Consider the following 22,479-nt stretch of genomic DNA (forward strand, 5'->3'; position numbering starts at 1 on the left):
ATATGTCAAGAAAAAAATCACCTTGATAACGCGAGGTATCAAGGTGATTATGAAGTACCAAATTACATAAGATAAAGCAGCAAGCACGCTAACCTAGTGGCTTTACACAAGCCTGTCACGAGTAGCCAAATTTACACAAGCTTGCTGCGAATGCCTAAAAGACGTGTTTATGAGGCAAGAAGAGTCTTAGTTATGCTGGCAGCAGCGCGTTTACCAGCGCCCATTGCCAAAATAACCGTAGCTGCACCAGTTACAATGTCGCCACCTGCCCATATGCGCGGATTGGACGTGCGCCCGTCTTCGTCGGCGGTAATATAGCCCCATTTATTAAGCTCCATGCCGCCAATAAGTTTTGCAAATGGATTAGCATTAGTACCAATAGCCGATATAGCAACATCACACGCTATGGTTTCAAGTGCGCCTTCAATAGGAATTGGGCGCCTACGACCCGATTCATCGGGCTCGCCCAATTGCATTTTTTGAACTTTTACCCCACAAACACAGCCATCATCACCTGCAATAAATTCTACTGGTGCAACAAGAGGCATTACTTCAACGCCCTCTGCTTTGGCATGGTGAAGCTCTGCTTTGCGAGCAGGCATTTCTTCTTCGGTACGACGATATGCAATAATCGCGCGTTTTGCGCCTAAACGTTTAGCTGTGCGAACCGCGTCCATAGCAACGTTGCCACCACCAAATACAACCACATTGCGGCCGTGTTTGGTAGGCGTGTCAAAGGTAGGAAAATTGTTTGCTTGCATAAGATTTGCACGCGTTAAATATTCATTAGCAAAAAAGACATTTGGTAAGTTTTCACCTGGGATATTAAGAAACTTGGGCAAACCTGCACCCGTTCCTACAAAGAGCGCATCAAAACCCTTTTCGTCCAAAAGTTCTTGCGCGTTTGCCAAACGACCCATAACCGAGTTGTATTCAAACGTCACACCCAGTTTTTTAAGGCCATCTATCTCTCGTTTTACAATCTTTTTAGGAAGACGAAATTCGGGAATACCATACACCAAAACACCGCCCGCAGTAAAAAAGGCTTCAAAAATAGTTACATCAAAGCCGTTGCGCGCCAGCTCACCAGCGCATGCTATACCTGCAGGACCCGATCCAATGATGGCAACTTTTTTACCATTTTTTGCCTTCATTTTGGGTGCACCAGCAAGCTCGCTTCGGTCGCCTAAAAAGCGTTCAAGCTGACCAATAGCAACAGGTTTACCTCTGCGTCCGCGCACACAAACGCCCTCGCATTGTGTCTCCTGGGGGCATACACGCCCACAAATTGCAGGGAGTAAAGATTGTTCATGGATAATATCTAAACCTTCGCCATATTTTCCTTCGTAAATCTTTTGTATAAATGCTGGTATATTGATATTTACGGGGCATCCCTCTACGCATAGCGGCTTTTTACAACGAAGACAACGCTGTGCTTCAGCTTGAGCCATTTCAACCGTAAAACCCTTATCAACAGGACGAAAATCTTTTGCGCGAAGTTCTGCAGGCTCTTCGTTATCGGCCATACGATCGGCTTTCATGTTGGGCATCCAACGTTCTTTTACTTCGGGCATGACTGACTCTTTTCCTCGTATGCTTCAAGCGATTCGGCTTCTTCTTGTCGGTAGGCGCCAAGTCGCGCGCGCAGGTCATCCCAGTCGACAAGCGTTGCATCAAAATCAGGGCCGTCTACGCACGCAAACTTTGTTTGTCCACCCACTTCAACGCGGCAACAGCCACACATTCCAGTTCCATCCACCATAATAGGGTTAAGCGAAGCAATAATAGGAACGTTGTATTTTTGTGCGGTAATGGTCGAAAAACGCATCATAGGAACAGGACCCACGCAAAAAACTCGGTCGATAGCGCCTTGGTTGCAAAGACGCTCAAGCGGAGCGGTAACTACGCCTTTCTCGCCATACGAGCCATCATCTGTGGTAATGTGAATATGGTCTTGAGGTAATAGCTCTTTGAACTGCGGCTCTAACAATAAAAGTTCTTTAGACCGCGCGCCCATAATGGCATGTACCTCGCATCCAGCTTTGGATAACAGCTTTGCAACGGGGAATGCAATTGCCAATCCTACGCCGCCGCCAATGACTGTCCAGCGACCTTCATGCATTTCTGTTGGCTTGCCTAAAGGGCCTGTTACATCAAGGAGTTCCTGACCTGCCTCAAATTGTGAAAGCAGGTAGGTTGTTTTCCCAATGCACATAAAAATGAACTCGATCCAGCCTTCTTGCTTATTCCAGTTGGCAAGCGTAAACGGCACGCGCTCTCCCGTTTCGTCGGCACGAACCATCAAAAATTGACCAGCATGAGCGTGTTTGGCAATTTCGGGAGCGTACACGCGAAATTGAAACACTTTTTCTGAGTATTGTTTTTTCTCGAGAATTTTATACATTGCGCATGATCCTCTCCTTGATGACAACACACATCCCCCAATGTATGCGCATCACATGTGGCACAACGTTCCCCTTTAACGATGTACCGAATGCAAATCTTCATACCAATACTAGCAATATTTTTATGAATTATCGGCAAGAGTTTTTTGGAAGCCGTTTGCCAGACATTTTTGACAAGTCACCGACGCAGCGTCTACCGCAAAGTCAAAAAGTTCTTGCTGCTTGCCGCGCACGGGTGTAAGAACATAGGTGGCTAAGCTCATACGCCCTGATGGTCTGCCAATGCCGCATTTAAGGCGAGCGAAATCAGAAGTTTGCAACTTCTGCGCAAGCGAGCGTAAACCGTTGTGCCCATTGAGTCCGCCGCCCCATTTGAGCTTTACGTTTCCTAAGTCCATATCGCAGTCGTCGTGGAGTACAAGCATATCACGTGTAGTGAGCTTAAGTTCTCGCAAAAGTTTTGAAACAGGGCCTCCAGAAGTATTCATATAGCCCTGTGGTTTTGCGATGTATACCATCGAGCCATCACCACGTGGAGCTGCTGCTACTAAGCACCCTGCTTGAGATTTCCAATAGCTGGCATGCAAGTTGCGTGCGAGGGCATCACACGCCTCAAAGCCAATATTATGAGGCGTGCGCGCATATTCTGCTCCAGGATTTCCCAAACCAATGATACACGATATCTGTGGTGGGATATGTTTTGGTGTAAAAAGATTGTCGCGGGACATCAAACGAGCTACATCTCTGAGTTTCCAGCACCCGATTCAGAAACTGAATGGTTGGTATAAACGTTGTAAATACAATTTGCCACAGTTTCTGCAACGGTGATTGATTTAATTTTAGAACCAGGTGTGTTGGCTACTGGACAAGGGATTGCATCTGTTACCACACATTCAACAATAGGAGCATTTTCAAGACGAGAAATAGCTTCTCCCGAGAACACACCGTGTGTTGCAGAAACGTAAATATCTCCTGCGCCCATTTCTTTAAGTTTGGTGATAGAGCCTACCAAGGTACCTGCGGTATCAATCATATCGTCGTTAATAATGCACGTTTTGCCTTTAATGTTACCAATAATGCCCATAACTTCGGCAGCATTGTGCTTGGGACGACTTTTGTGCGCAATGGCAACTTCGCAGCCCAGGTAATCAGACAATTTTTTGGCAACTTTTGCACGTCCCATATCTGGCGATACAACCACGGTGTTGTTCCAGTCAAAATCTTTTTTCTTAAAGTAATCACCAAACAGATAAAGGGCTGTTAAGTGCGTTACGGGAATATCAAAGAATCCTTGAATTTGGCCAGAGTGTAAATCAACCGTGATAATCCGATCTACTCCTGCAGCTTCAAGCAGGTTAGCAACTAAACGCGCGGTAATAGGCTCGCGTGAGGATGCTTTACGGTCTTGACGTGCATATCCGTAGTGGGGGATAACCGCGGTAAAGCTTGCGGCCGATGCACGTGAAGCGGCATCTGCAACAATAAGGGTTTCCATCAGCAAATCATTAACATTTTTACCTGCAATACTTTGAATGAAGAATACTTCATCGCCGCGAACGGATTCCATAAAACGTGCGTAAATTTCACCGTTTGCAAATTGGTTAAGCGTCAAACCTTGAAGCTGAAGATGTAAAACATTTGCAATGCGTTCAGAAAGCTCGGTTGCACCATGACCGGCATACAACTTGATCTCTTTTTGATACGCAGTTGGCTCGCATAGTTTTTCGTACATGCTTAGTCCTCTTTCTTAAGCTTATCCCAATACTGATTTGCCCAATCCTTTTTTATGAGCTGCGAAGAACGCTCTATTGCAAGTGATCCTGCAGGAACGTCCTTGGTAATACAAGAACTTGCACCAATAAGTGCATTGTCTCCAATAGTAACAGGTGCCACCATCATAGTATCGCTTCCGATAAATACGTGGTTGCCAATTTCGGTATGGCTTTTGTGTTTGCCATCGTAATTGCAGGTAATAGAGCCGCCACCAATATTAACGTCAGATCCTAAACGGGCATCGCCAATATAGGATAAGTGAGGAACTTTTGAGCGCTCTCCAATTTCTGAACCCTTAATTTCTACATGAGTTCCTGCTTTAGCATTATGTTTTAGATGCGCATTGCCACGAATATATGCACGCGGTCCGCAAACTACGCCATCGTCAATGCATGAGTCTACAATAACTGTTTCGTCTACAATGCACCCGTTTCCTACGGTTGCATTTGTCAGCCTGCTTTGAGGGCCAATAACACAATCTGATCCTATACGTGTTGAGCCCCATAAAAATGTTTGAGGTAAAAGTTCGCAGTCTTGGCCAATGCATACCTCAGGTCCAACCCATACTTGGTGCGGATCCAGCATGCTTACGCCTTGTTCCATAAGGTGCTCATTGATACGCATTTGCATAATTTTAGTTACCTGTGTCAGTTGTATGCGACTGTTGACCCCTAAAACTTCGCGATAATCCTCAATATGAAGCGCGGCTACTGGTTGTTTGAGCTTGCGATAAAGTCCAATCATATCGGTGAGATAGTATTCGTGCTGAGCATTTTCGCAGGTAAGTTCATCTATGTGTTGAGAAAGACGTCCACCGCAAAAACAGTACACGCCCGAATTACATTCAGTGAGTTGTTCACGCTGCTGCGGGGTGCAATCTTTATCTTCTATAATTTGTGAAATTTGATCGTTTTCAAAGGTAAGACGACCGTATCCTGCGCAGTTAGGAGGTGTCATGCTTATAACCGAGCAGGCATTGTGGTGCTCTTTATTAAAAGAAACAAGATTTTGTATAGTTTGAGGAGTAATTAAAGGCGAGTCGCCGTAAAGTACGACAACAGGACCTTGAAAGCTGCCTAATTGCTCCTTTACACAAAGAACAGCGTGACCTGTTCCTCGTTGTTCGCGCTGTTCTACAAAAGTAAGTTGTTGCACCTGGTCTTTAAAGTTAATTTTGTCAAAATACGAACGTATTTCTTCTCCTTTATGACCAACTACTATGATAATGTGAGTAGCTCCTGCTTGTTGTGCTGCTTGAGCTGTCCACCAAATAAGTGGCTTATCAAGTAATTTATGCATAACTTTGGAGTGATGAGATTTCATGCGTTTACCCTCGCCAGCAGCAAGGATGATTGCAGTCATGGGCATACGACGTGCCTTTCAATACATTGTGTATAGAAACATCATTAGTATCTCACATTTTATGATTTATAAAAGAGTGATATAAAAGAGAAGAAAATAAAACAAAAAAGTCAAGAGTGAAGCGATGTAAAATCAAACCTCATGAAAAAGTTGAGAGCGGAAGCCCTGTATAAAGGAAGCTCTGGATAAACAAAGTCTAATAAAAAAGCCAAGCAAAAGCTTGGCTAATCATAAACAATGGCTGGAGCAGCAGGGATCGAACCTACATTCCAGGTACCAAAAACCTGTGTCCTACCATTGGACGATGCTCCATTGTGCGCTTAAGTAGACTATCATATTTCTGTATAGCGTGCAAGTACGAAGTAATAACATTTCTATATCTCAAGAGGCGCACACAAAAGTGTGTTTATGTTGCATGCGCTCCTTCGATTACGATTACTCCCCTTATATGTTGTCACATCTGTTGGTAAAGCTTGTTAGCTTGTTACTGTGCATATGTTGCACAGAGTGCATCAAGGAGCATAACCGCAATAGTTTGTGCATCTGAGGTGGTAAACGTTCCGTCATAGCTTAAGCCTTCGGGCAGCTCAAGCCGAACAACGTGTGCGTTTGTGCACTCGTCACAACAAACCGCTTGAAGGCGTTGTGGGAGCGTTTCGATATTATCGCACGAAAGGGTTGGCACGCTTAGCACATGAGAATCTTTCGCAGGAGCCTCGGTGGAGAGCACAAAGATGCTCGTTAAATTTTGAGGAGCATTATCAATAGTTTCAAGCAGAGCAATGCCGCTTTTCTCGCTTGTTGCCGAAGCAAGATTCCATATTCTACCAGCAATGTTTCTTGAGATAGGATCTTGTGCGGTAAGACCTATATGAATGCGCTCTAACACATCGGCTGCGCGAGAAAATGTCATCTTTCCCATCACTTGTACCGATGCGCTTTTTTGTCCCTCCCATACGTGATGAAGACGCTCTATTGCATCAAAGGTGTCTTGAAATGCCATACCATCACCAAGAGATCCTTGACTTTCCTGAAATTCTTTAACTGCAGCCTCGGTATGGACACCATAATATCCGTCAGCCTCTCCGCAGGAAAAACCTAAGATATTCAAGCATGTTTGCAGCTGTTTAACATCGTTTCCGTGAAAGTTGGGTAAACGCAAGTAAAGCGTTCGGTCGCCCATAGTATATGATGCGTCTACAAGCTCTGACCACATTTGTTTGTCTACGTCTGAGCTCAGCGAAAGATTATGATCAAGGCGAAATTTTCCCACGGCTCGTGCAGTTGACGCGCCAAAGTGCTGTTGTTTAATTTCAGATGAATCGATAGCGTAATCCAGGCGTGTTAGACGACTTTGAATATCCTCAACAGCCGCTCCCGTTGACCCTTCACGAATCGGGTTCATAAATCCTCCTTGTAACATGCTTTTATGAGCTCAATGCTACTTTATAGGCCGTAAGCATTAAGCTTGGTAGTGTTTCATGTGAGCAATAGTGTGGTTTATAATTCAACATAACCAATTCGTATTGTATAAAAAAACTCCATGATGTATACGAAAGTTTTAGAATTTGCGAACGTTTTCACGAACAAACAACGAAACGAATCTCACGTCCGCGCGTATCCATGTGTAATTGTGGGCGTTTATATGTTTTGCTTGAGCAACTTGGCACGGTTGAACACGAACTTACGACTAAACCTCCCTTTACGCATACCCTATGCATTCCGTTGAATAAAAAATGCGGTCATTGCATGCAAAATAGCAACGGTTTCTTTAGAGAAAAGATTTTCATCTATACATGCATCGGCTTGTTGTGCTAAAGAACGCGCAAGGTTATGACTGTGCGTGCGCGCGCCTGATGCTTCTATGAGGGCGCATGCCTCGTCTAGTTCATCTGGCGAATTATGGGGCTTGGTTAAAATTTCTTTGAGCTGCGCACTTTGTAGTGCGTTCAAGTGCGAAAGTGCATACAGCGTGAGATAGGTTCGTTTACCTTCAACGATGTCACTTCGGAGGTCTTTTCCAAGTTTGTTTGCATCGCCAAAAAGGTTAAGCTCATCATCTTTCAACTGAAATGCTAAGCCCGCTTGTAGCCCATAAGCTCGCAGAGCCTCGCTGCGTTTTTGGCTTGCGCCAGCAAAGAGCGCTCCTATAACAAGAGGCGTGCTTGCGGAGTAATATGCTGTTTTTGATGTTGCCATATAGAGATAATCATCAAGCGAAATATCCCAACGATTCTCGTTTGACCAGCCCACATCAAGCGCCTGGCCTTCTATGGTGTGCTTCTCCATAGTTATAAATTCTTGTATGAGCCGAACTCGCAATTCATCAGAAATGCCCGAAAGCGAATTTATGCATTCTAGTGCATGTACAAGTGCGCTATCACCCATATTAGTAGCAAGACCTGTTCCATGTACTCGATACAAACATGGCTTACCACGGCGCAAAAGACTCTCATCAGCTATATCATCATGAATAAGCGCCGCCGCTTGAAAATGCTCAAACGCGCAACTTATCTGAAGAAGTGTATCTGATACAGACTTTTGTATACTGCAGTTGTCTTTAAGCATACCTTCATATCCACATGCATAAGCTCCCAATACACACAGTGCTGGACGAATTAATTTTCCGCCGTTCACGGTAAAGTGTGCAAGAGGCTGGTAGAGGTATGCTTGCAAATCTGTCTGCGCTTGAGAGTCTAAAGGCTCTTGCAGACTCTGTGTAAGCGCGTGCACAATATAAGGTAGCGTTTCCTGCAAAAACGTAGTAAACGTTAAGCTTTCATGTGTGCCTTTGTTGTGTTGTGCATTTAACATTCGTAACCCGATGGATTGCTTGATTGCCATTTCCAACCGTCGCGACACATGTCCTTAATATCGTATTGCGCTTTCCAGCCCATTTCTTTATACGCTTTGCTGCAATCTGCATAATTAGTTGCAACATCACCTGGTCGACGAGGTTCAATTTTATAGGGAAGCTCTTTGCCGCACGCCTCGGAAAATGCATGAATAATTTCGAGCACGGACGTTCCCTTACCGGTGCCCAAATTGAACACTTCGCAGCCTTGTTTACCTTGCATCCAACGAAGCGCTGCAAGATGGCCTGTTGCAAGATCCATAACGTGGATATAGTCACGAACGCCTGTTCCATCGGGCGTTGGATAATCGTTGCCAAAAACATGCACGTATTCGCGTTTACCAACGGCAACTTGAGCTACATAAGGCAACAAATTATTGGGTATGCCGCGCGGGTCTTCGCCTATAAGTCCTGAAGGATGAGCGCCAATGGGGTTAAAGTAACGAAGGAGTACAACATTATACGAGGGATCGGCTACAACGATGTCGCTCAGAATTTGCTCGATCATCCATTTTGTCCAGCCGTAAGGATTGGTTGCATTCTTTTTTGGACTTTCTTCGGTAAGAGGAAGCGAATCGGGATCGCCGTAGACCGTTGCCGAGCTTGAGAAAATAATAGAGCGACAGCCATGTTTTTTCATTACCTGGGTAAGCACCAGCGTGGACATAAGGTTGTTTGAATAATATTCAACTGGTTTAGAAACCGATTCGCCAACAGCTTTAAATCCTGCAAAATGAATAACGCTTGAGATGTTATGTTTGGCAAAGACCGAATCAAGTGCGTTTGCATCACAAACATTTGCCTGATAAAACGTAAGATGTGCAAATGCTTCATCGCCTACGATGGTGTGAATACGGTCAAGAACATGTATGTTAGCGTTTGATAAGTCATCTACGATAACTACATCATATCCCGCACTTAAAAGGACAACGCAGGTATGACTTCCAATAAATCCTGCTCCGCCTGTTACCAGAACACATTGATGCTGTTCCATAGTCACACCGCTTTCTGTACGTTAAGACGTTAGTAAACAATCATTTTGTATAGTATACGCCCGTGCTGTGAGTAATAAGAAATTGGATTGTGTAAGCGGTAAGAAAACCCACAAACCGCACTGGGCAGTTTGTGGGCATTATGGCCTTAAATGGTGCAAAGCTTGTCTGTTTTAGTCTTCCAAAACAACAACAGGCTTAATGAGGTCTACTGGTTTTTCACGCATAGTAAAGATTGCCTCTTCGAGATGTTCCCAACCATGATAAAGGTGCGTTATTTCGGGATGAAGGTCCAATCTACCTGCAGAAACAAGTGAGCTTAACTTCTCCATGCGCAAACGACCTCCAGGCATAAGACCACCGCGAATATCTTTGTGACCCATGCCAACACCCCATTCAACACGAGGAATGGTAACAAATTCACCTGAGCCAAGATAGTTTACGTTGCCAATTTTTCCACCAGGCTTTAAGGCTTTGACAGCCTCTTCAAAGGTGGAGCAATTTCCGCCTGCAATACAAACGCGATCCACGCCTTTACCTTGGGTCATTTTGAGAACTTGTTCAGAGATAGAGCCGTCTTTATAATTGATAAATTCGTTGGCGCCATAACCTTTAGCAACTTCAACACATTTTGGACGAGTTCCAACAGCAATAATACGCGATGCTCCGCGAAGGGCAGCACCTGCTACACTCATAAGGCCTACTGGACCAATACCAATAACTAAAACCGTATCGCCAAATTGGACATCTGCAAGCTCAACTGCATGAAAACCTGTGGGAACCATGTCTGACAAAATGCATGCGTCAGCAGGAGAAATGTTTGAAGGAAGATGCGCAAGGTTGCCATCTGCATCGTTAACATGGAATAGCTCTCCAAAAACACCATCTTTAAAGTTGGAGAATTTCCAACCTGCAAGCATGCCTCCCGAATGCATAGCATAGCCTGCTTGTGCTTCAAGGGAATTCCAGTCGGGTGTAATTGCGGGGACCAATACGCGATCACCAGGCTTAAAGTCTTTTACCAGTTCGCCAACTTCTACAACCTCGCCGCAGCATTCGTGACCCAAGATCATGTTGTGACGATCGCCAATAGCGCCTTCCCAAAGCGTATGCACGTCGGACGTACATATCGCAACAGCTAATGGTTTACAAATTGCGTCAAGCGGACCGCATTTGGGAGCGTCTTTTTCGATCCATCCAGACTCTCCAATTTTGAGCATAGCATAACCCTTCATGGGTACCCCTCCTTCTTTATGCCCTTTGTATACGAGATTAATTATATTTTTGCGCAAACAAGATATACGTGCATTTAGGTAAACGATATGCGGTATTCCGTTAATGGTATGGGTTTGTATGTGCATGTGTGAGTGCTTTCACCAACGGCATGTGAAGAGTCCATTTGTACGCAACGATTGAAAAAGTGAGCAGTTCAGAAGTTCATTGAACAAACATGCGTTACGTGTTTGTGCGCTTGAGAGTCTACAAAGGAGCTATGAAGAGGCTACAGAGGAAATATGTTCATGAATATGCATGTAATGCGCAAGGAAATGAAAACTATAAGAAATGCAGCACATTGTATATCAAGTTGTGCAAAATGTAGAGGGTGCCATTGCGTTCGTGCAGCGCTCGCGCGATAATTACGCGCATCTAATGCTTGTGATAAGCCTTGTGCATGTTGATACGTTTTAGTCAGTAAAGCAGTTAACGTAGAACTCATGATATGAAACTGGGTTTTGAGGGTGTCTTTTTGGCAGCGCGCACCGCGAATAAGTTGAGCTTCGCTCAGAGAAGTGGCTTCAAATGCAATAAGCGGAATAAAGCGCAGCATGAGCGAAAACACCATGGCGATCTCGCGCGCGGGAAGACCAATGCGTGCAAGTGGTGCCAAAAATGCTTCAAATGCATTGCATAGCTGCACGGTAGACGTGGTGCGAATGAGAACCGCGCCTAGGGTGAGCGCGCATAGTATGCGTAGTGAGTACAAACACGAAAGTGCAATTCCGCCGCGCGTAAGTGTAAAAAATCCCAAGGATACCAGCGCTTCTCCTTGCTGTATAAAAATCATGTTACATATACCAACAGCGATAATAATTCCTAGGAAGTGTTTGCAAGAGCGCGTAAGCTCTAACAGTGAAATATGTGCCAACAAAGTGATAACAACGATGAGCGCGCCATGTATTAGCAAATCGGTAAAGGTCGATATGCTAAAAATTGAAAATGTAAGTATAATCAGCGCAAGAATTTTAGTACGCGGATCTAAGCGGTGTATACGTGAGAACGTATCTGGTTGGTGATTATCGTTAACATGTATCATGACATGCTCGTTTCGTTGGGTATCGCATGGGTGCATGTAGATGAATCTGTATTTGTCTGATTGCTCTCACAGCTTGCGCTTTTTGTGCTCAAAAGAGCCTTGAGCGTGTGCATAAAGCCTGCAATGGTGCGTAGGCGCTCTCTGTCATGGTCAAGTATAGTAAGGCATGGCTTTGCCCAAATCATGGAATCTGGTAATCCAAGCCCCCATGTTTTCAACATGCTTTCTTTTTCATAGGTAAAAATTTCTGAGGGCGCGCCCTGCGCCACTATACGCCCTTGATGAAGTACCAAAACATAGTCACATTGTGCGGCTTCATTCATATCGTGCGTGGCCTCCAAAAGAGTAAGCGAACCTTTGAGTTGGTCTAATAAATCGTTAATACATCCGCGCGAATGGGGGTCTAAACCACTTGTTGGCTCATCCATAAGTATGAGCTTAGGCTTCATTGCCAACATGCCAGCAATTGCACATCTGCGCTGTTCACCACGCGAAAGCTCGTCAGGCGCAGCGTCTTTTTTGTGTGCCATTCCTACCGCCTCAAGCGCTTCGTTTGTCCGACTCTCAATAACAGCCGCGCAAAGTTTTTGATTGCGTGGACCTTGCGCCACGTCGTCGTATATCGTTTGGCCAAAAAGTTGTAATTCGGGATTTTGCATAACGTACCCAACGCGTCCTAGAATATATCGACGCTCACGCGCCAACTTAAGAGATCGGGCGCCTACGAATATATTTCCCTGTGTTGGTTTATCAAGACCGCTTATCAGGCGAAGCAGCGTTGACTTTCCTGAACCTGTTTGTCCTATAAACGCAACGCGTGTTCCGTATCTAATCTTAAAATTTAGGTTGCATAGTGTCGCTTTACTTGCTTGCTGATAAGAAAAGCCAAGTGATTGCGCCTCTACGGCAAACCCTTGCTTTTCTAAAGAGCTATGTGTCAGATGGGTTTGTGTATTTGTTTCCTGCATATTTGCTTTTGCATGCTGGTATGTACACGCATTTCCACATCCTGCCGTGTCTGTTTGATCATGAGCGTTTATGCATGTATACAGTAGTTTTGCTAGGTTATCAGGCGTTATGTCAACAGCGCTTGGGTAGCCAAAAGCATGACACAGGTTAGAAATTTGTGCCGACAAGGGAAGATCAAGACCTATATCGCGAAGAAGTTTGTCATGGCAAAATACTTTACGCGGAGAATCATCTGCAACAATGTGACCATGATCTAAAACCACAACCCTATCAGCCTCAAGTGCTTCGTCCATAAAATGCGTGATATGAATAATGGTTGTTTTTTCACATGAAAGCTGTTTAAGCAGGCTATTGAGTGTTTTTCTGTTTGCCACATCAAGTTGCGCGCTTGGCTCATCCAAGATAAGAACATAAGGATCCATAGCGAGTGCACCTGCAAGTGCGAGTCTTTGTTTTTGTCCGCCTGAGAGCTGATGGGGATTTTTAAGCCGCAGATCATCGAGGCTAAAACGAGAAAGCTCGCGTTGTACACGACGGTCAATCTCGAGAGGTGAAACGCCTAAATTTTCTGGGCCAAACGCAATGTCATCTTCAACAACGTTGTTAATGATCTGTTCATCGGGGTTTTGAAACACATATCCCAAACGTTCTTGTGCGTGCGCATAGGCAAGCAAGTTTTTGGCTCCTTGCGCAAAAACACAATGGTCAAGCAGGCAAACATGACCTTGATCAGGTGCCATAAGTCCAGCGATAACGCGCGCAAGCGTTGATTTTCCCGAACCATTTGCACCCAGAATGCATACACGTTCTCCTGCATTGATCGACAAATTGATGTTTTTTAGTGCATAAAACGTTTTGTTATAACAAACAGACACATGTTCAAGCTGAATGATTGGTGTGTTCATATTATTGCGCTTGGTATGTTGATAAGTTTGCATGTGCACACGCTTAGCCTTTAGTGTTTGATACTGCGTGTAAACGCGCGTGACACAGGGACAAAAAGAGCCAACGTCAGTGCGCCATTAAGCACCGATTTTATGACATTAAAGGGGATAATCACAGGAACGATAAGACCTGTAACTGCTGCTATGGGCATACCTGTATAGAGTGGCGTTATAAGCAGATTACCTATAATGCATGCAATAATTGAAAAGATACTTCCCACAAGTAATCCAACTATCAGACTACGCTGCGTTTTGTGCCAACGATAAAGCAAAACTGGCGGCATGACATATGAAACCGCAGCTATAATTGCCATGATTGTTCCGTATATGCCCGATGAAGTTGCAACGTGTACAAGATAGGGGATAATGCTTATAGTTAAGCCAACAACGGGGTCAAATAATAATCCTCCAAGCACCGCAATAACGCACGATGGATCGTATTTAAGATACGTGATTCCAGGCATAATAGGAAATTCTAAAACAAGCGTAGAAATTGCCGAAACAGCACATAAAAGAGCTGTAATTGCAATGCGCTGCGTTGACCAACCTTGACCTCTATAGGTGCTATTGTGTGCCGATTCAGCATAGGCAGATTCTGATAAATTTGAATTGCAATACGTCTGTTGTGTATATTGAACAGATTGTTTGTTGTTTGTGGTACCTTGAGATGGTGTTATAAAATCACGCATAGCGCTATCCTCGTTTCTTTCATCCGGACTATAACCGTTGGCCTTGGAATTTCACCAAGTCAGCCACAAAGGCTCGCGGGCTTAGTGCTTTGTACACTATACCGCCAGTGGGGATTTGCACCCCGCCCTGAAACTTACGGTCTTACCGTATCACGGATATCATGAGTTTGTAAAGTCATAGAAACGCTACATGTCAATACATCCATAAACCTGCTGTCAAATTGTTGTAAGAAATGCAATCACGCAACCATAAAGGTTTTATGCGCGTATATCGCCACAAAGGAGCACGGTACACCGCGCGGTTAGTATGTTTTACAAGGCGACAGAACATGTTTTATCGGTATAAGCATTTACCCAGGATTATATTTATACTAAAATTTAATGAAATATGTGTCGCGTTCAAGGTTGCAGTTTGACCTTATACGGTAAGCGTCTGTTGCCTTGTGAAGATGCATATAACTGTATATCCGATGGTGAAAACCACCAAAGATAGGAGTGTGACAAAGGCATGTCTGACAGTGCCGATCATTTGCAGGCTTTAGCCGCAAAATTTCAAGCTATTGTAGGCGAGGACAACGTTGTATGTAATGAGCCCATGAGCGAACATACAACTTTTAAAATAGGTGGTCCTGCTGATATTTTTGTTATTCCCGATACGCCCGAAGATGTTCAATCACTCGTTAAGATTTGTAAAGACGAACAAGTTCCTTATTTTATTTTAGGTCGTGGATCAGATCTGCTTGTTGGAGATGCTGGCTATCGCGGCGTTATTATTGCAATTGCAGATGGTTTAGTTAATGTTTCCATTAACGAATGTCAAATGACTTGTCAGGCAGGCGTGAGTTTGCGCGAGGCGTCAGAAATGGCATGTGAGCTGGGGCTCACTGGCTTTGAGTTTGCCTGTGGCATTCCAGGCTCTATTGGTGGTGCCTGTTTTATGAACGCAGGTGCATATGATGGGTGTATTGCCGATATTTTAACTTCTGTACGAGTACTTATGCCCGATGGAACCCTTTGCGTTATTCCAGCAGAAGAGCTTAATTTAGGTTATCGTCATTCTCGCGTAAAAGATGATGGATTAGTTGTTGTGTCAGCAACATTTACCCTACGCGAAGGCGATCCGTCTGAAATTCGTGCAAAAATGGACGATTTAACAGCAAAACGAGAAGAAAAACAACCACTTGAGTATCCCAGTGCTGGCTCAACGTTTAAGCGTCCTGTTGGCCATTTTGTAGGTCCTTTAATAACCAAGGCAGGATTGCGTGGATATCAATCGGGAAACGCTGCCATTTCAACTAAACATGCTGGCTTTGTTATTAATTTAGGCGGCGCAACGGCGCGTGATGTTCATAATGTTATTGAGCATGTTCAAGCCGAAATTAAACGTCAGTTTGATGTTGAACTTGAGCCCGAAGTGCGCTTTTTAGGCGAATAAGTCTACATAGTAGATATCTAATTAGAGTCTCCCAATCCTAGATAAGATTGGGAGTTTTTTTAAATATACTTCCTAAATCGTTTATATAGCAATTGAGTTCAAAAATCGCAAAAATATTTGTCCGGCAATTTATTAAAAAGCACTTGACCAAATCTGTTGGGGGGGGGGTAGGATTTTGGTCAGTGAGGCATTGAGCTAAGCGTTTTTGTTGTATGTGACTTGCTTTTTCTTGTTGTCAATGCTGACTTATTGCAGAAAGGATTTAATATGGCACAGGAACTTGATCTTAAACATGAGAATAACTCATTTGCAGTTAGCCTCGTTTTCCCATGGATAAAGGGTAATATGAGTGTGGACAAGAATTTCATTCGCGTTTCTATTCCGAATACTATTCTTGGTTTCATACCAGCTGGCAAGCACGTTGACAACTCTCCCTTACAAACAGTATCAAATGTAAGTGTTGGTACTTCTTATAAGCTTGCTCCTATGGTGATTGGTCTTCTGCTGGTTTTAAATGGTATTGGCTCTATTTCTAAAGGTCTCAGCGCAAGTATTTTGATTGTTATAGGTGCTCTTTTGTTTTTTAGTGGAATTAAAACAAGTTTCGCTTACGAACGTTCAGGAATCGGTCAAGTTGTTGAATTTCCCTTTTTTGAGTCTAATCATGTGCATGAGTTTGAGTCTCAGATTATTGATGCGCTTACAAAATATCAAGACGCTCGCGATGCGATGGCGGCAAATATGGCAGGTGCAGCTACCATTGTTGATGCAATAAAACAAAATCGCATGTAACTTGGTATCTAAATCCTAACTTTATTTGTGGGAATAGCAAATAGTAACTGGAATTGTCTAACAAACAAAAGCTATTGAATTATTCAATAGCTTTTGTTTTCTAATTTTTAAGTGAGTTTAAAGGCGCAGGGAATTGGCCTTTTCGATGTGCAAAAACATTTCCTGCAAACGTGTTGAGTTTCATAACAGGAGCTGAACCAAATAATCCACCAAATTCCAGCATGTCGCCTACTTTTTTTCCAAGCGCTGGAATAACACGCACTGCAGTTGTTTTATTGTTAATAACGCCAATTGCCATTTCATCGGCGATAAGACCAGCAATAGCCTCTGTTGAAGTGTCGCCAGGAACAGCAATCATATCAAGCCCTACCGAGCATACGCATGTCATAGCCTCAAGCTTTTCAATGGATAGAGCACCAGTTTGCGCGGCTTTGATCATGCCGGCATCTTCAGATACAGGAATAAATGCTCCCGATAAGCCGCCAACAAATGAACTTGCCATAACTCCGCCTTTTTTAACCGCGTCATTAAGCAGCGCAAGCGCGCAGGTTGTTCCAGGCCCTCCGCATTGACCTACGCCAATGGTTTCTAGTATTTGAGCCACCGAATCTCCTGCTTGCGGAGTTGGTGCCAACGATAGATCAACAATTCCCTTAACGGCGCCTAAACGTTTTGCTGCCTCGCGGCTCATAAGCTCACCAGTGCGTGTAATTTTGAATGCAGTTTGTTTAATTACTTCGGCAACCTCAGAAATTGAAGCCGTTTGAGGTAGCTCCTGGAGCGCCGCATGCATAACCCCAGGTCCCGATACGCCTACATGGATAACGCAGTCTGCTTCACCGCCGCCGTGTACGGCTCCTGCCATAAAAGGCGAGTCTTCAACCATGTTTGAAAAAACCACCAACTTGGTGGCACCCAAGCACTGGTTGTTGCGCGTGAGCTCGGCGCAGCGCTTAATAGTTTGTGCCATAAGCCAAACAGCGTCCATATTGATCCCCGCGCGCAAAGTTGCTACGTTTACCGAGGAACACACATGTTTTGTAGCTGCAAGTGCGTCTGGAATACTAGAAATAAGGCGCATGTCTGCTTCGCCAATACCTTTATGAACAAGCGCGGAGAATCCTCCGATAAAATCAACGCCTAATGTTTCGGCAGCTCTGTCGAGGCACTGCGCAAGAGGAGTAAGATCTTTGTCCTTGCACGCAGCGGCTACATAAGCAAGTGGTGTAACCGAAATTCGTTTATTTGCAATAGGAATGCCGTATTCACGCTCAAGATCGCTCGCAACGTCTACCAGGTGCTCTGCTTTAGAAACAATGCGATCGTATATTTTGGTGCACATGTGCGAGATGTTTTCATCAGCGCACGCATGTAAAGAAATACCCATAGTTATGGTGCGCAAGTCAAGATTTTGTTGGTTAACCATTGTTTGAGTTTCATATACTTCTTGAGGTGTGATTGCCATGGTGTATATTTCCTCCCATACTATAAGCGTACTATGCTTAAGTCGTACTATGTTTGTGTCTTACTATAACTCACGCGCGCTCGTTTGTGCACGGTACCCGTATGTTACGTGCGATTAGATAAGTCCTAGTTGCTTGCATGCAAAATAAATACCATCGTCATCAATATCATGCGTGATGAATTCGCTTTTATCTTTAATACAATCTTGAGCATTTCCCATAGCCACGCTATGAGCGCAGACATCAAAAATACCTATATCGTTGCCACCATCACCAAAGCAGATAACTTCATCTGCACTCAAATTAAAATGTTCAAGCATAATGCGCGCGCCTTTGGATTTTCCGCCTTCGCAAGGCATAACATCAATAAACTTATCAGCCCAACGCGCATATTTTAAGTCGTGCGTTTTGTCAAACATAAGATGCTCTTCGCCTGGATAAAGATAGGCATTCAACTGAAAGACATCGTGTGTAAGTGCGCGTGAAACATCGCGAACTTCGTAATGTTGATTGACAAACTGCTCCATATCTATAACGCGCTGACTGCGGTCGCTTACGTAATAGCAATCAAGTTCTTGAAATTGGCAAGAATATAAACCTTGTTTAACTTGAGCAACAACAATCTCTATATCATGCTTGCTAATAGGGCATGAATATAAAACCTTGTCTTGTGCGAGGCAATATTGTCCGTTAATGGTAATAGCAGCCTCAAATGGGGTGGTGTCTATAATATCAAGCATGTACGTTGGTCTACCTGTTGCTAAAATTGGCATAATGCCGCGGCGTTTAAGCTCTTTAACAGCGTGAATTGCGGAGGCAGGTTCACTATTGGTTGTGTGGCTAAATAGTGTTCCGTCTACATCAAAAAAAGCCGCTTTAATACCCGAAAGTTTTTTCCAAGGTTTCACGAATTCTCCTTTATCGTAGGTTACCTACGATGTACTTCTACGTCGTGCTTTTTATAGGTTTGATAAGCTCGCGTATAGTGTGTAATAGATTGACATGTAGTTCAATCATACAGAACATCTAATACGTGTGGTAGATATGGGCATATCGTCAAAGTTTGTACATAAGAATAATGTTTGCAATTTCGGTGGTTGGCACAATTGTGACCATCTTGAATATGGTTATTTTGAATATGGTAACTCTGTAAATTTTTTCTGATGTCGCGCGTGCACCTAAGCAAATAACAAGCATTGAACAGGAGCTTCCATATAAACTTTTTTGTCAAGACCCAAAATAAAGAAAAATTCACAAGATATTGGGGAAATTTGCTTGCATTAACACTACAGGTTGTGGCAAGATAGAACACGCACACAAAGCATACCTTATGAGTCTGTGCAAAATTTAATGTACATAAACTTTTATTTTTTGCGTTGAGGAGCAGTCATGAAGATTATTAAGCGCAATGGTTCTGAGGTGGAGTTTAACCTTCACAAAATCATAAACGCTATTTCTGCAGCCAATAAAGAAGTCCCCGAGGACGAGCGATTAACCGAGCGCGAGATCACCTTTGCTTCTCTTAACGTAGAAGATCTGTGTAAAAATGCTGGTCATACCGTTACGGTTGAAGAAATTCAGGATATGGTTGAAGACCAAATTATGGCGCTTAACCATTTTAGTGTTGCACGTAAGTACATCATTTATCGTTACTTACAAGCGCAGAAACGTCATCGCAACACAACAGACGACACCATCTTGTCACTTATTGAATCAAATAACGAAGAAGTTAAGCAAGAAAATTCCAACAAAAATCCTTCCGTTGTTTCGGTTCAGCGTGATTACATGGCAGGAGAGGTTTCAAAAGATTTGGCAATGCGTGAGTTGTTGCCACAAGATGTTGTTCAAGCACATAAAGACGGACTCATCCATTTTCATGATGCAGATTATTATGCTCAGCACATGCATAACTGCGATCTGGTTAATCTTGATGACATGCTTCAAAATGGCACGGTTATTTCGGGAACTATGATCGAAAAACCACACAGCTTTTCTACTGCCTGCAACATTGCAACGCAGATCATAGCTCAAGTTGCATCGTCACAATATGGTGGTCAGTCTATCTCCCTTGCTCATTTAGCACCTTTTATTGAGGTATCTCGTAAAAAAATACGTGGTCAGGTATTAGCCGAGCTTGAACTTATTGGGGCTCAACTCAATGAAGATAAAGTTAACGATTTGGTTGAAAAGCGCCTGCGTGAAGAGGTTTCACGTGGTGTGCAAACTATTCAGTATCAAGTTGTTACGCTTATGACCACCAATGGTCAGGCGCCCTTTATTACCGTATTTATGTATCTTAACGAGGCGCGCAACGAGCAAGAAAAGAAAGACCTGGCGCTGTGTATTGAAGAAATGCTCAAGCAACGCTATCAAGGCGTAAAGAATGAGGCAGGCGTATGGATTACTCCTGCATTCCCTAAGTTGATTTATGTGCTTGAAGACGACAATATCCATGAAGACGATCCGTATTTCTATCTTACAAAATTAGCTGCAAAGTGTTCTGCGCGTCGTTTAGTTCCAGATTACATTTCCGAGAAAAAAATGCGCGAGTATAAGCTCTCTACAGGTGAAAAAGTGGGACATGGAGATGTGTTTACCTGCATGGGATGTCGTTCATTTTTAACGCCCGATCGTTCCAAAGGTGGCTACAACAACATTGCCAATGCTCAAAACTATGTTGAGGGTAAGCCAAAGTATTATGGACGCTTTAATCAAGGAGTTGTAACTATCAACCTTCCTGATGTTGCACTTTCTTCGGGCGGCGATATGGATAAGTTCTGGAAGATATTTGACGAGCGTTTGGAGCTTTGTCATCGTGCGCTTCGCTGCCGCCATGATCGCCTCTGCGGAACGCTTTCAGATGCGGCACCTATCTTGTGGCAATATGGAGCGCTTGCTCGTCTTAAAAAGGGCGAAGTTATAGATAAGCTGCTCTACGATGGATATTCTACTATTTCGCTGGGATATGCTGGTTTGTATGAATGCGTTAAATACATGACAGGACACAGCCACACCGATAAAGAGGCAACTCCTTTTGCACTTGCGGTTATGCAGCGTATGGATGATAAGTGCGACGAATGGAAACAAGCAGAAAATATCGACTACTCGCTTTACGGTACGCCACTTGAATCTACTACGTACAAGTTTGCAAAAGCACTTCAGAAGCGATTTGGTGTTATTAAAGGCATTACCGATCATGGATATGTTACTAATTCGTACCATGTTAACGTTCGTGAGAAAATTGATGCGTTCACTAAGCTTAAATTTGAAAGCGAATTTCAACGTTTGTCGCCAGGAGGAGCAATCTCTTATGTTGAGGTTCCTAACTTGCAAGACAATTTGGAAGCTGTTATTCGTGTAATTCAGTATATTTACGAAAATATTATGTATGCCGAGCTTAATACCAAAAGCGACTATTGCCAAAATTGTGGTTACGATGGGGAAATCCAAATCAAAGAAGATGACGGAAAACTCATTTGGGAATGTCCCAACTGCAAGAATAGAGATCAAACTAAGATGAATGTTGCACGTCGTACCTGCGGATATATTGGAACACAGTTCTGGAATCAAGGTCGTACCCAAGAGATAAAAGATCGCGTGTTACACTTATAAACACAAGATGTATCCCTCCTAAGACGCATGAGTGTTGTTGGGAGGGATATTTATATATGTTGGAGTGGGGGGGGGTAGACACCCTTCACGCTTTGTCTTAAAGCGTTTTGTCAGTTGAACGTGTCTTTGAGTAGGGCGTAAACCCTGCTTTTGAGCGAAGAACATGCTTTGTTATTGCGCTGGTGTGCGCCGTGCTTTGATTTTGCATGCGGACATGTAATCATGAGATGTAAACGATGCTTTCTACAAGATTTAGATATGTAGTGAACAGGAACGAATGTGAATTATGCCACCATTAAATATTGCGATGTTGCCAATGGTACTGGCGTAAGAACCGTTTTGTTTGTTTCTGGTTGCCGTCTGCATTGTCCGTTTTGCTTTAATGAGGCAGCGTGGAATTTTCATGCGGGAACTCCATTTACCAAAGACGTTGAAGATACTATTATCGAAAGCTTAAAGCCGGTATATATAGACGGTTTATCGGTTTTGGGAGGAGAACCCACCGAGCCCGAGAATCAAGAGGGTTTGGTAGACTTTATGGAGCGCGTTCATAATCTGTTTCCTCAAAAAAGTATATGGATGTATACCGGTCACACCTGGGATCAGCTTATGCCTGGAGGTTGTCAATATACGCCTTTTACCATGAGAATCCTTAAAACGCTTGATGTTTTAGTTGACGGCCCTTTTATTCAAGCACAAAAAGATATAACGCTGAGATTTAGGGGTTCAGCCAATCAACGTTTAATAGATGTTCCTCAATCTTTAGCGCAAAATCGCGTTATTTTGTGGCACGATGATCCGCTTTTTGATTCGCACACGTGGGATTAGCGTGTGTGTTGTGACGGCGCACTGTAACATTGCGCTGCAATATCGTG

The 22,479-nt window shown here is 43.7% G+C and carries 18 protein-coding genes, 1 tRNA gene and 1 riboswitch; of the genes, 4 read left to right on the forward strand and 15 right to left on the reverse strand.

Annotated features, from left to right (window positions below; all coding sequences use genetic code 11):
• Nucleotides 1-167 precede the first annotated feature (167 nt).
• The 13 genes from gltA to HMPREF0091_RS01585 form a co-directional block, all read right to left on the reverse strand.
• On the reverse strand, nucleotides 168-1,574 hold the full coding sequence (gltA, locus tag HMPREF0091_RS01525) for an NADPH-dependent glutamate synthase (RefSeq protein ID WP_006302418.1): 1,407 nt from the start codon (nucleotides 1,572-1,574) through the stop codon (nucleotides 168-170).
• Nucleotides 1,562-2,404 (reverse strand): sulfide/dihydroorotate dehydrogenase-like FAD/NAD-binding protein, encoded by an 843-nt coding sequence (locus HMPREF0091_RS01530; RefSeq protein ID WP_006302419.1) that lies wholly within the window; start codon nucleotides 2,402-2,404, stop codon nucleotides 1,562-1,564. Before HMPREF0091_RS01530 ends, gltA begins: the two co-directional genes overlap by 13 nt.
• 123 nt (nucleotides 2,405-2,527) lie before the next feature.
• Nucleotides 2,528-3,133 (reverse strand): aminoacyl-tRNA hydrolase, encoded by a 606-nt coding sequence (gene pth, locus HMPREF0091_RS01535; protein WP_006302420.1) that lies wholly within the window; start codon nucleotides 3,131-3,133, stop codon nucleotides 2,528-2,530.
• A gap of 8 nt (nucleotides 3,134-3,141) precedes the next feature.
• Nucleotides 3,142-4,137, reverse strand: a complete 996-nt coding sequence (locus tag HMPREF0091_RS01540; protein WP_006302421.1) for a ribose-phosphate diphosphokinase — start codon at nucleotides 4,135-4,137, stop codon at nucleotides 3,142-3,144.
• Between the two features lie 2 nt (nucleotides 4,138-4,139).
• On the reverse strand, nucleotides 4,140-5,546 hold the full coding sequence (gene glmU / locus HMPREF0091_RS01545; RefSeq protein WP_006302422.1) for a bifunctional UDP-N-acetylglucosamine diphosphorylase/glucosamine-1-phosphate N-acetyltransferase GlmU: 1,407 nt from the start codon (nucleotides 5,544-5,546) through the stop codon (nucleotides 4,140-4,142).
• Between the two features lie 232 nt (nucleotides 5,547-5,778).
• Nucleotides 5,779-5,852: transfer RNA gene (locus HMPREF0091_RS01550), tRNA-Gln, on the reverse strand.
• 172 nt (nucleotides 5,853-6,024) lie between these two features.
• Entirely contained in the window at nucleotides 6,025-6,945 is a 921-nt protein-coding gene (locus HMPREF0091_RS01555; RefSeq protein ID WP_010241306.1) for a peptidoglycan-binding domain-containing protein, read from the reverse strand.
• A gap of 308 nt (nucleotides 6,946-7,253) precedes the next feature.
• Complete coding sequence (locus HMPREF0091_RS01560; protein ID WP_232235999.1) at nucleotides 7,254-8,384, reverse strand: polyprenyl synthetase family protein; 1,131 nt, start codon at nucleotides 8,382-8,384, stop codon at nucleotides 7,254-7,256.
• Entirely contained in the window at nucleotides 8,348-9,388 is a 1,041-nt protein-coding gene (galE, locus tag HMPREF0091_RS01565) for a UDP-glucose 4-epimerase GalE (protein ID WP_006302425.1), read from the reverse strand. The genes HMPREF0091_RS01560 and galE overlap by 37 nt, the downstream gene beginning before the upstream one ends.
• A gap of 171 nt (nucleotides 9,389-9,559) precedes the next feature.
• Nucleotides 9,560-10,621 carry an NAD(P)-dependent alcohol dehydrogenase gene (locus HMPREF0091_RS01570; protein ID WP_010241304.1) on the reverse strand — a complete coding sequence of 354 codons (1,062 nt, stop codon included), beginning with the start codon at nucleotides 10,619-10,621 and terminating at the stop codon, nucleotides 9,560-9,562.
• A gap of 266 nt (nucleotides 10,622-10,887) precedes the next feature.
• Nucleotides 10,888-11,700: an energy-coupling factor transporter transmembrane component T family protein gene (locus tag HMPREF0091_RS01575; protein WP_006302427.1), complete on the reverse strand. Its 813-nt coding sequence runs from the start codon at nucleotides 11,698-11,700 to the stop codon at nucleotides 10,888-10,890.
• Complete coding sequence (locus HMPREF0091_RS01580) at nucleotides 11,697-13,574, reverse strand: ABC transporter ATP-binding protein (RefSeq protein WP_160149234.1); 1,878 nt, start codon at nucleotides 13,572-13,574, stop codon at nucleotides 11,697-11,699. Before HMPREF0091_RS01580 ends, HMPREF0091_RS01575 begins: the two co-directional genes overlap by 4 nt.
• Before the next feature lie 50 nt (nucleotides 13,575-13,624).
• Complete coding sequence (locus HMPREF0091_RS01585) at nucleotides 13,625-14,302, reverse strand: ECF transporter S component (RefSeq protein WP_006302429.1); 678 nt, start codon at nucleotides 14,300-14,302, stop codon at nucleotides 13,625-13,627.
• Nucleotides 14,303-14,309: 7 nt separating this feature from the next.
• Nucleotides 14,310-14,441: riboswitch (FMN riboswitch) on the reverse strand.
• Nucleotides 14,442-14,810: 369 nt separating this feature from the next.
• Between HMPREF0091_RS01585 and murB the strand changes: the two genes are divergently transcribed.
• Together murB and HMPREF0091_RS01595 are read left to right on the forward strand one after the other, a co-directional pair.
• Entirely contained in the window at nucleotides 14,811-15,737 is a 927-nt protein-coding gene (gene murB / locus HMPREF0091_RS01590; protein ID WP_006302431.1) for a UDP-N-acetylmuramate dehydrogenase, read from the forward strand.
• Between the two features lie 267 nt (nucleotides 15,738-16,004).
• Nucleotides 16,005-16,529 carry a hypothetical protein gene (locus HMPREF0091_RS01595; protein ID WP_010241296.1) on the forward strand — a complete coding sequence of 175 codons (525 nt, stop codon included), beginning with the start codon at nucleotides 16,005-16,007 and terminating at the stop codon, nucleotides 16,527-16,529.
• Nucleotides 16,530-16,629: 100 nt separating this feature from the next.
• Here HMPREF0091_RS01595 and HMPREF0091_RS01600 read toward each other — a convergent pair whose 3' ends face one another.
• Nucleotides 16,630-17,994: a PFL family protein gene (locus HMPREF0091_RS01600; protein WP_006302433.1), complete on the reverse strand. Its 1,365-nt coding sequence runs from the start codon at nucleotides 17,992-17,994 to the stop codon at nucleotides 16,630-16,632.
• A gap of 114 nt (nucleotides 17,995-18,108) precedes the next feature.
• Nucleotides 18,109-18,900 carry a Cof-type HAD-IIB family hydrolase gene (locus HMPREF0091_RS01605; RefSeq protein WP_006302434.1) on the reverse strand — a complete coding sequence of 264 codons (792 nt, stop codon included), beginning with the start codon at nucleotides 18,898-18,900 and terminating at the stop codon, nucleotides 18,109-18,111.
• Between the two features lie 481 nt (nucleotides 18,901-19,381).
• On the opposite strand from HMPREF0091_RS01605, the gene nrdD reads away from it, so the two are divergent.
• Together nrdD and nrdG are read left to right on the forward strand one after the other, a co-directional pair.
• Complete coding sequence (gene nrdD / locus HMPREF0091_RS01610; protein ID WP_006302436.1) at nucleotides 19,382-21,604, forward strand: anaerobic ribonucleoside-triphosphate reductase; 2,223 nt, start codon at nucleotides 19,382-19,384, stop codon at nucleotides 21,602-21,604.
• Between the two features lie 279 nt (nucleotides 21,605-21,883).
• Nucleotides 21,884-22,432 (forward strand): anaerobic ribonucleoside-triphosphate reductase activating protein, encoded by a 549-nt coding sequence (gene nrdG, locus HMPREF0091_RS01615; protein ID WP_006302437.1) that lies wholly within the window; start codon nucleotides 21,884-21,886, stop codon nucleotides 22,430-22,432.
• The last annotated feature ends 47 nt before the right edge of the window (nucleotides 22,433-22,479 follow it).

Origin of the sequence: Fannyhessea vaginae DSM 15829, from assembly GCF_000159235.2 — a bacterium.
Classification (GTDB): domain Bacteria; phylum Actinomycetota; class Coriobacteriia; order Coriobacteriales; family Atopobiaceae; genus Fannyhessea; species Fannyhessea vaginae.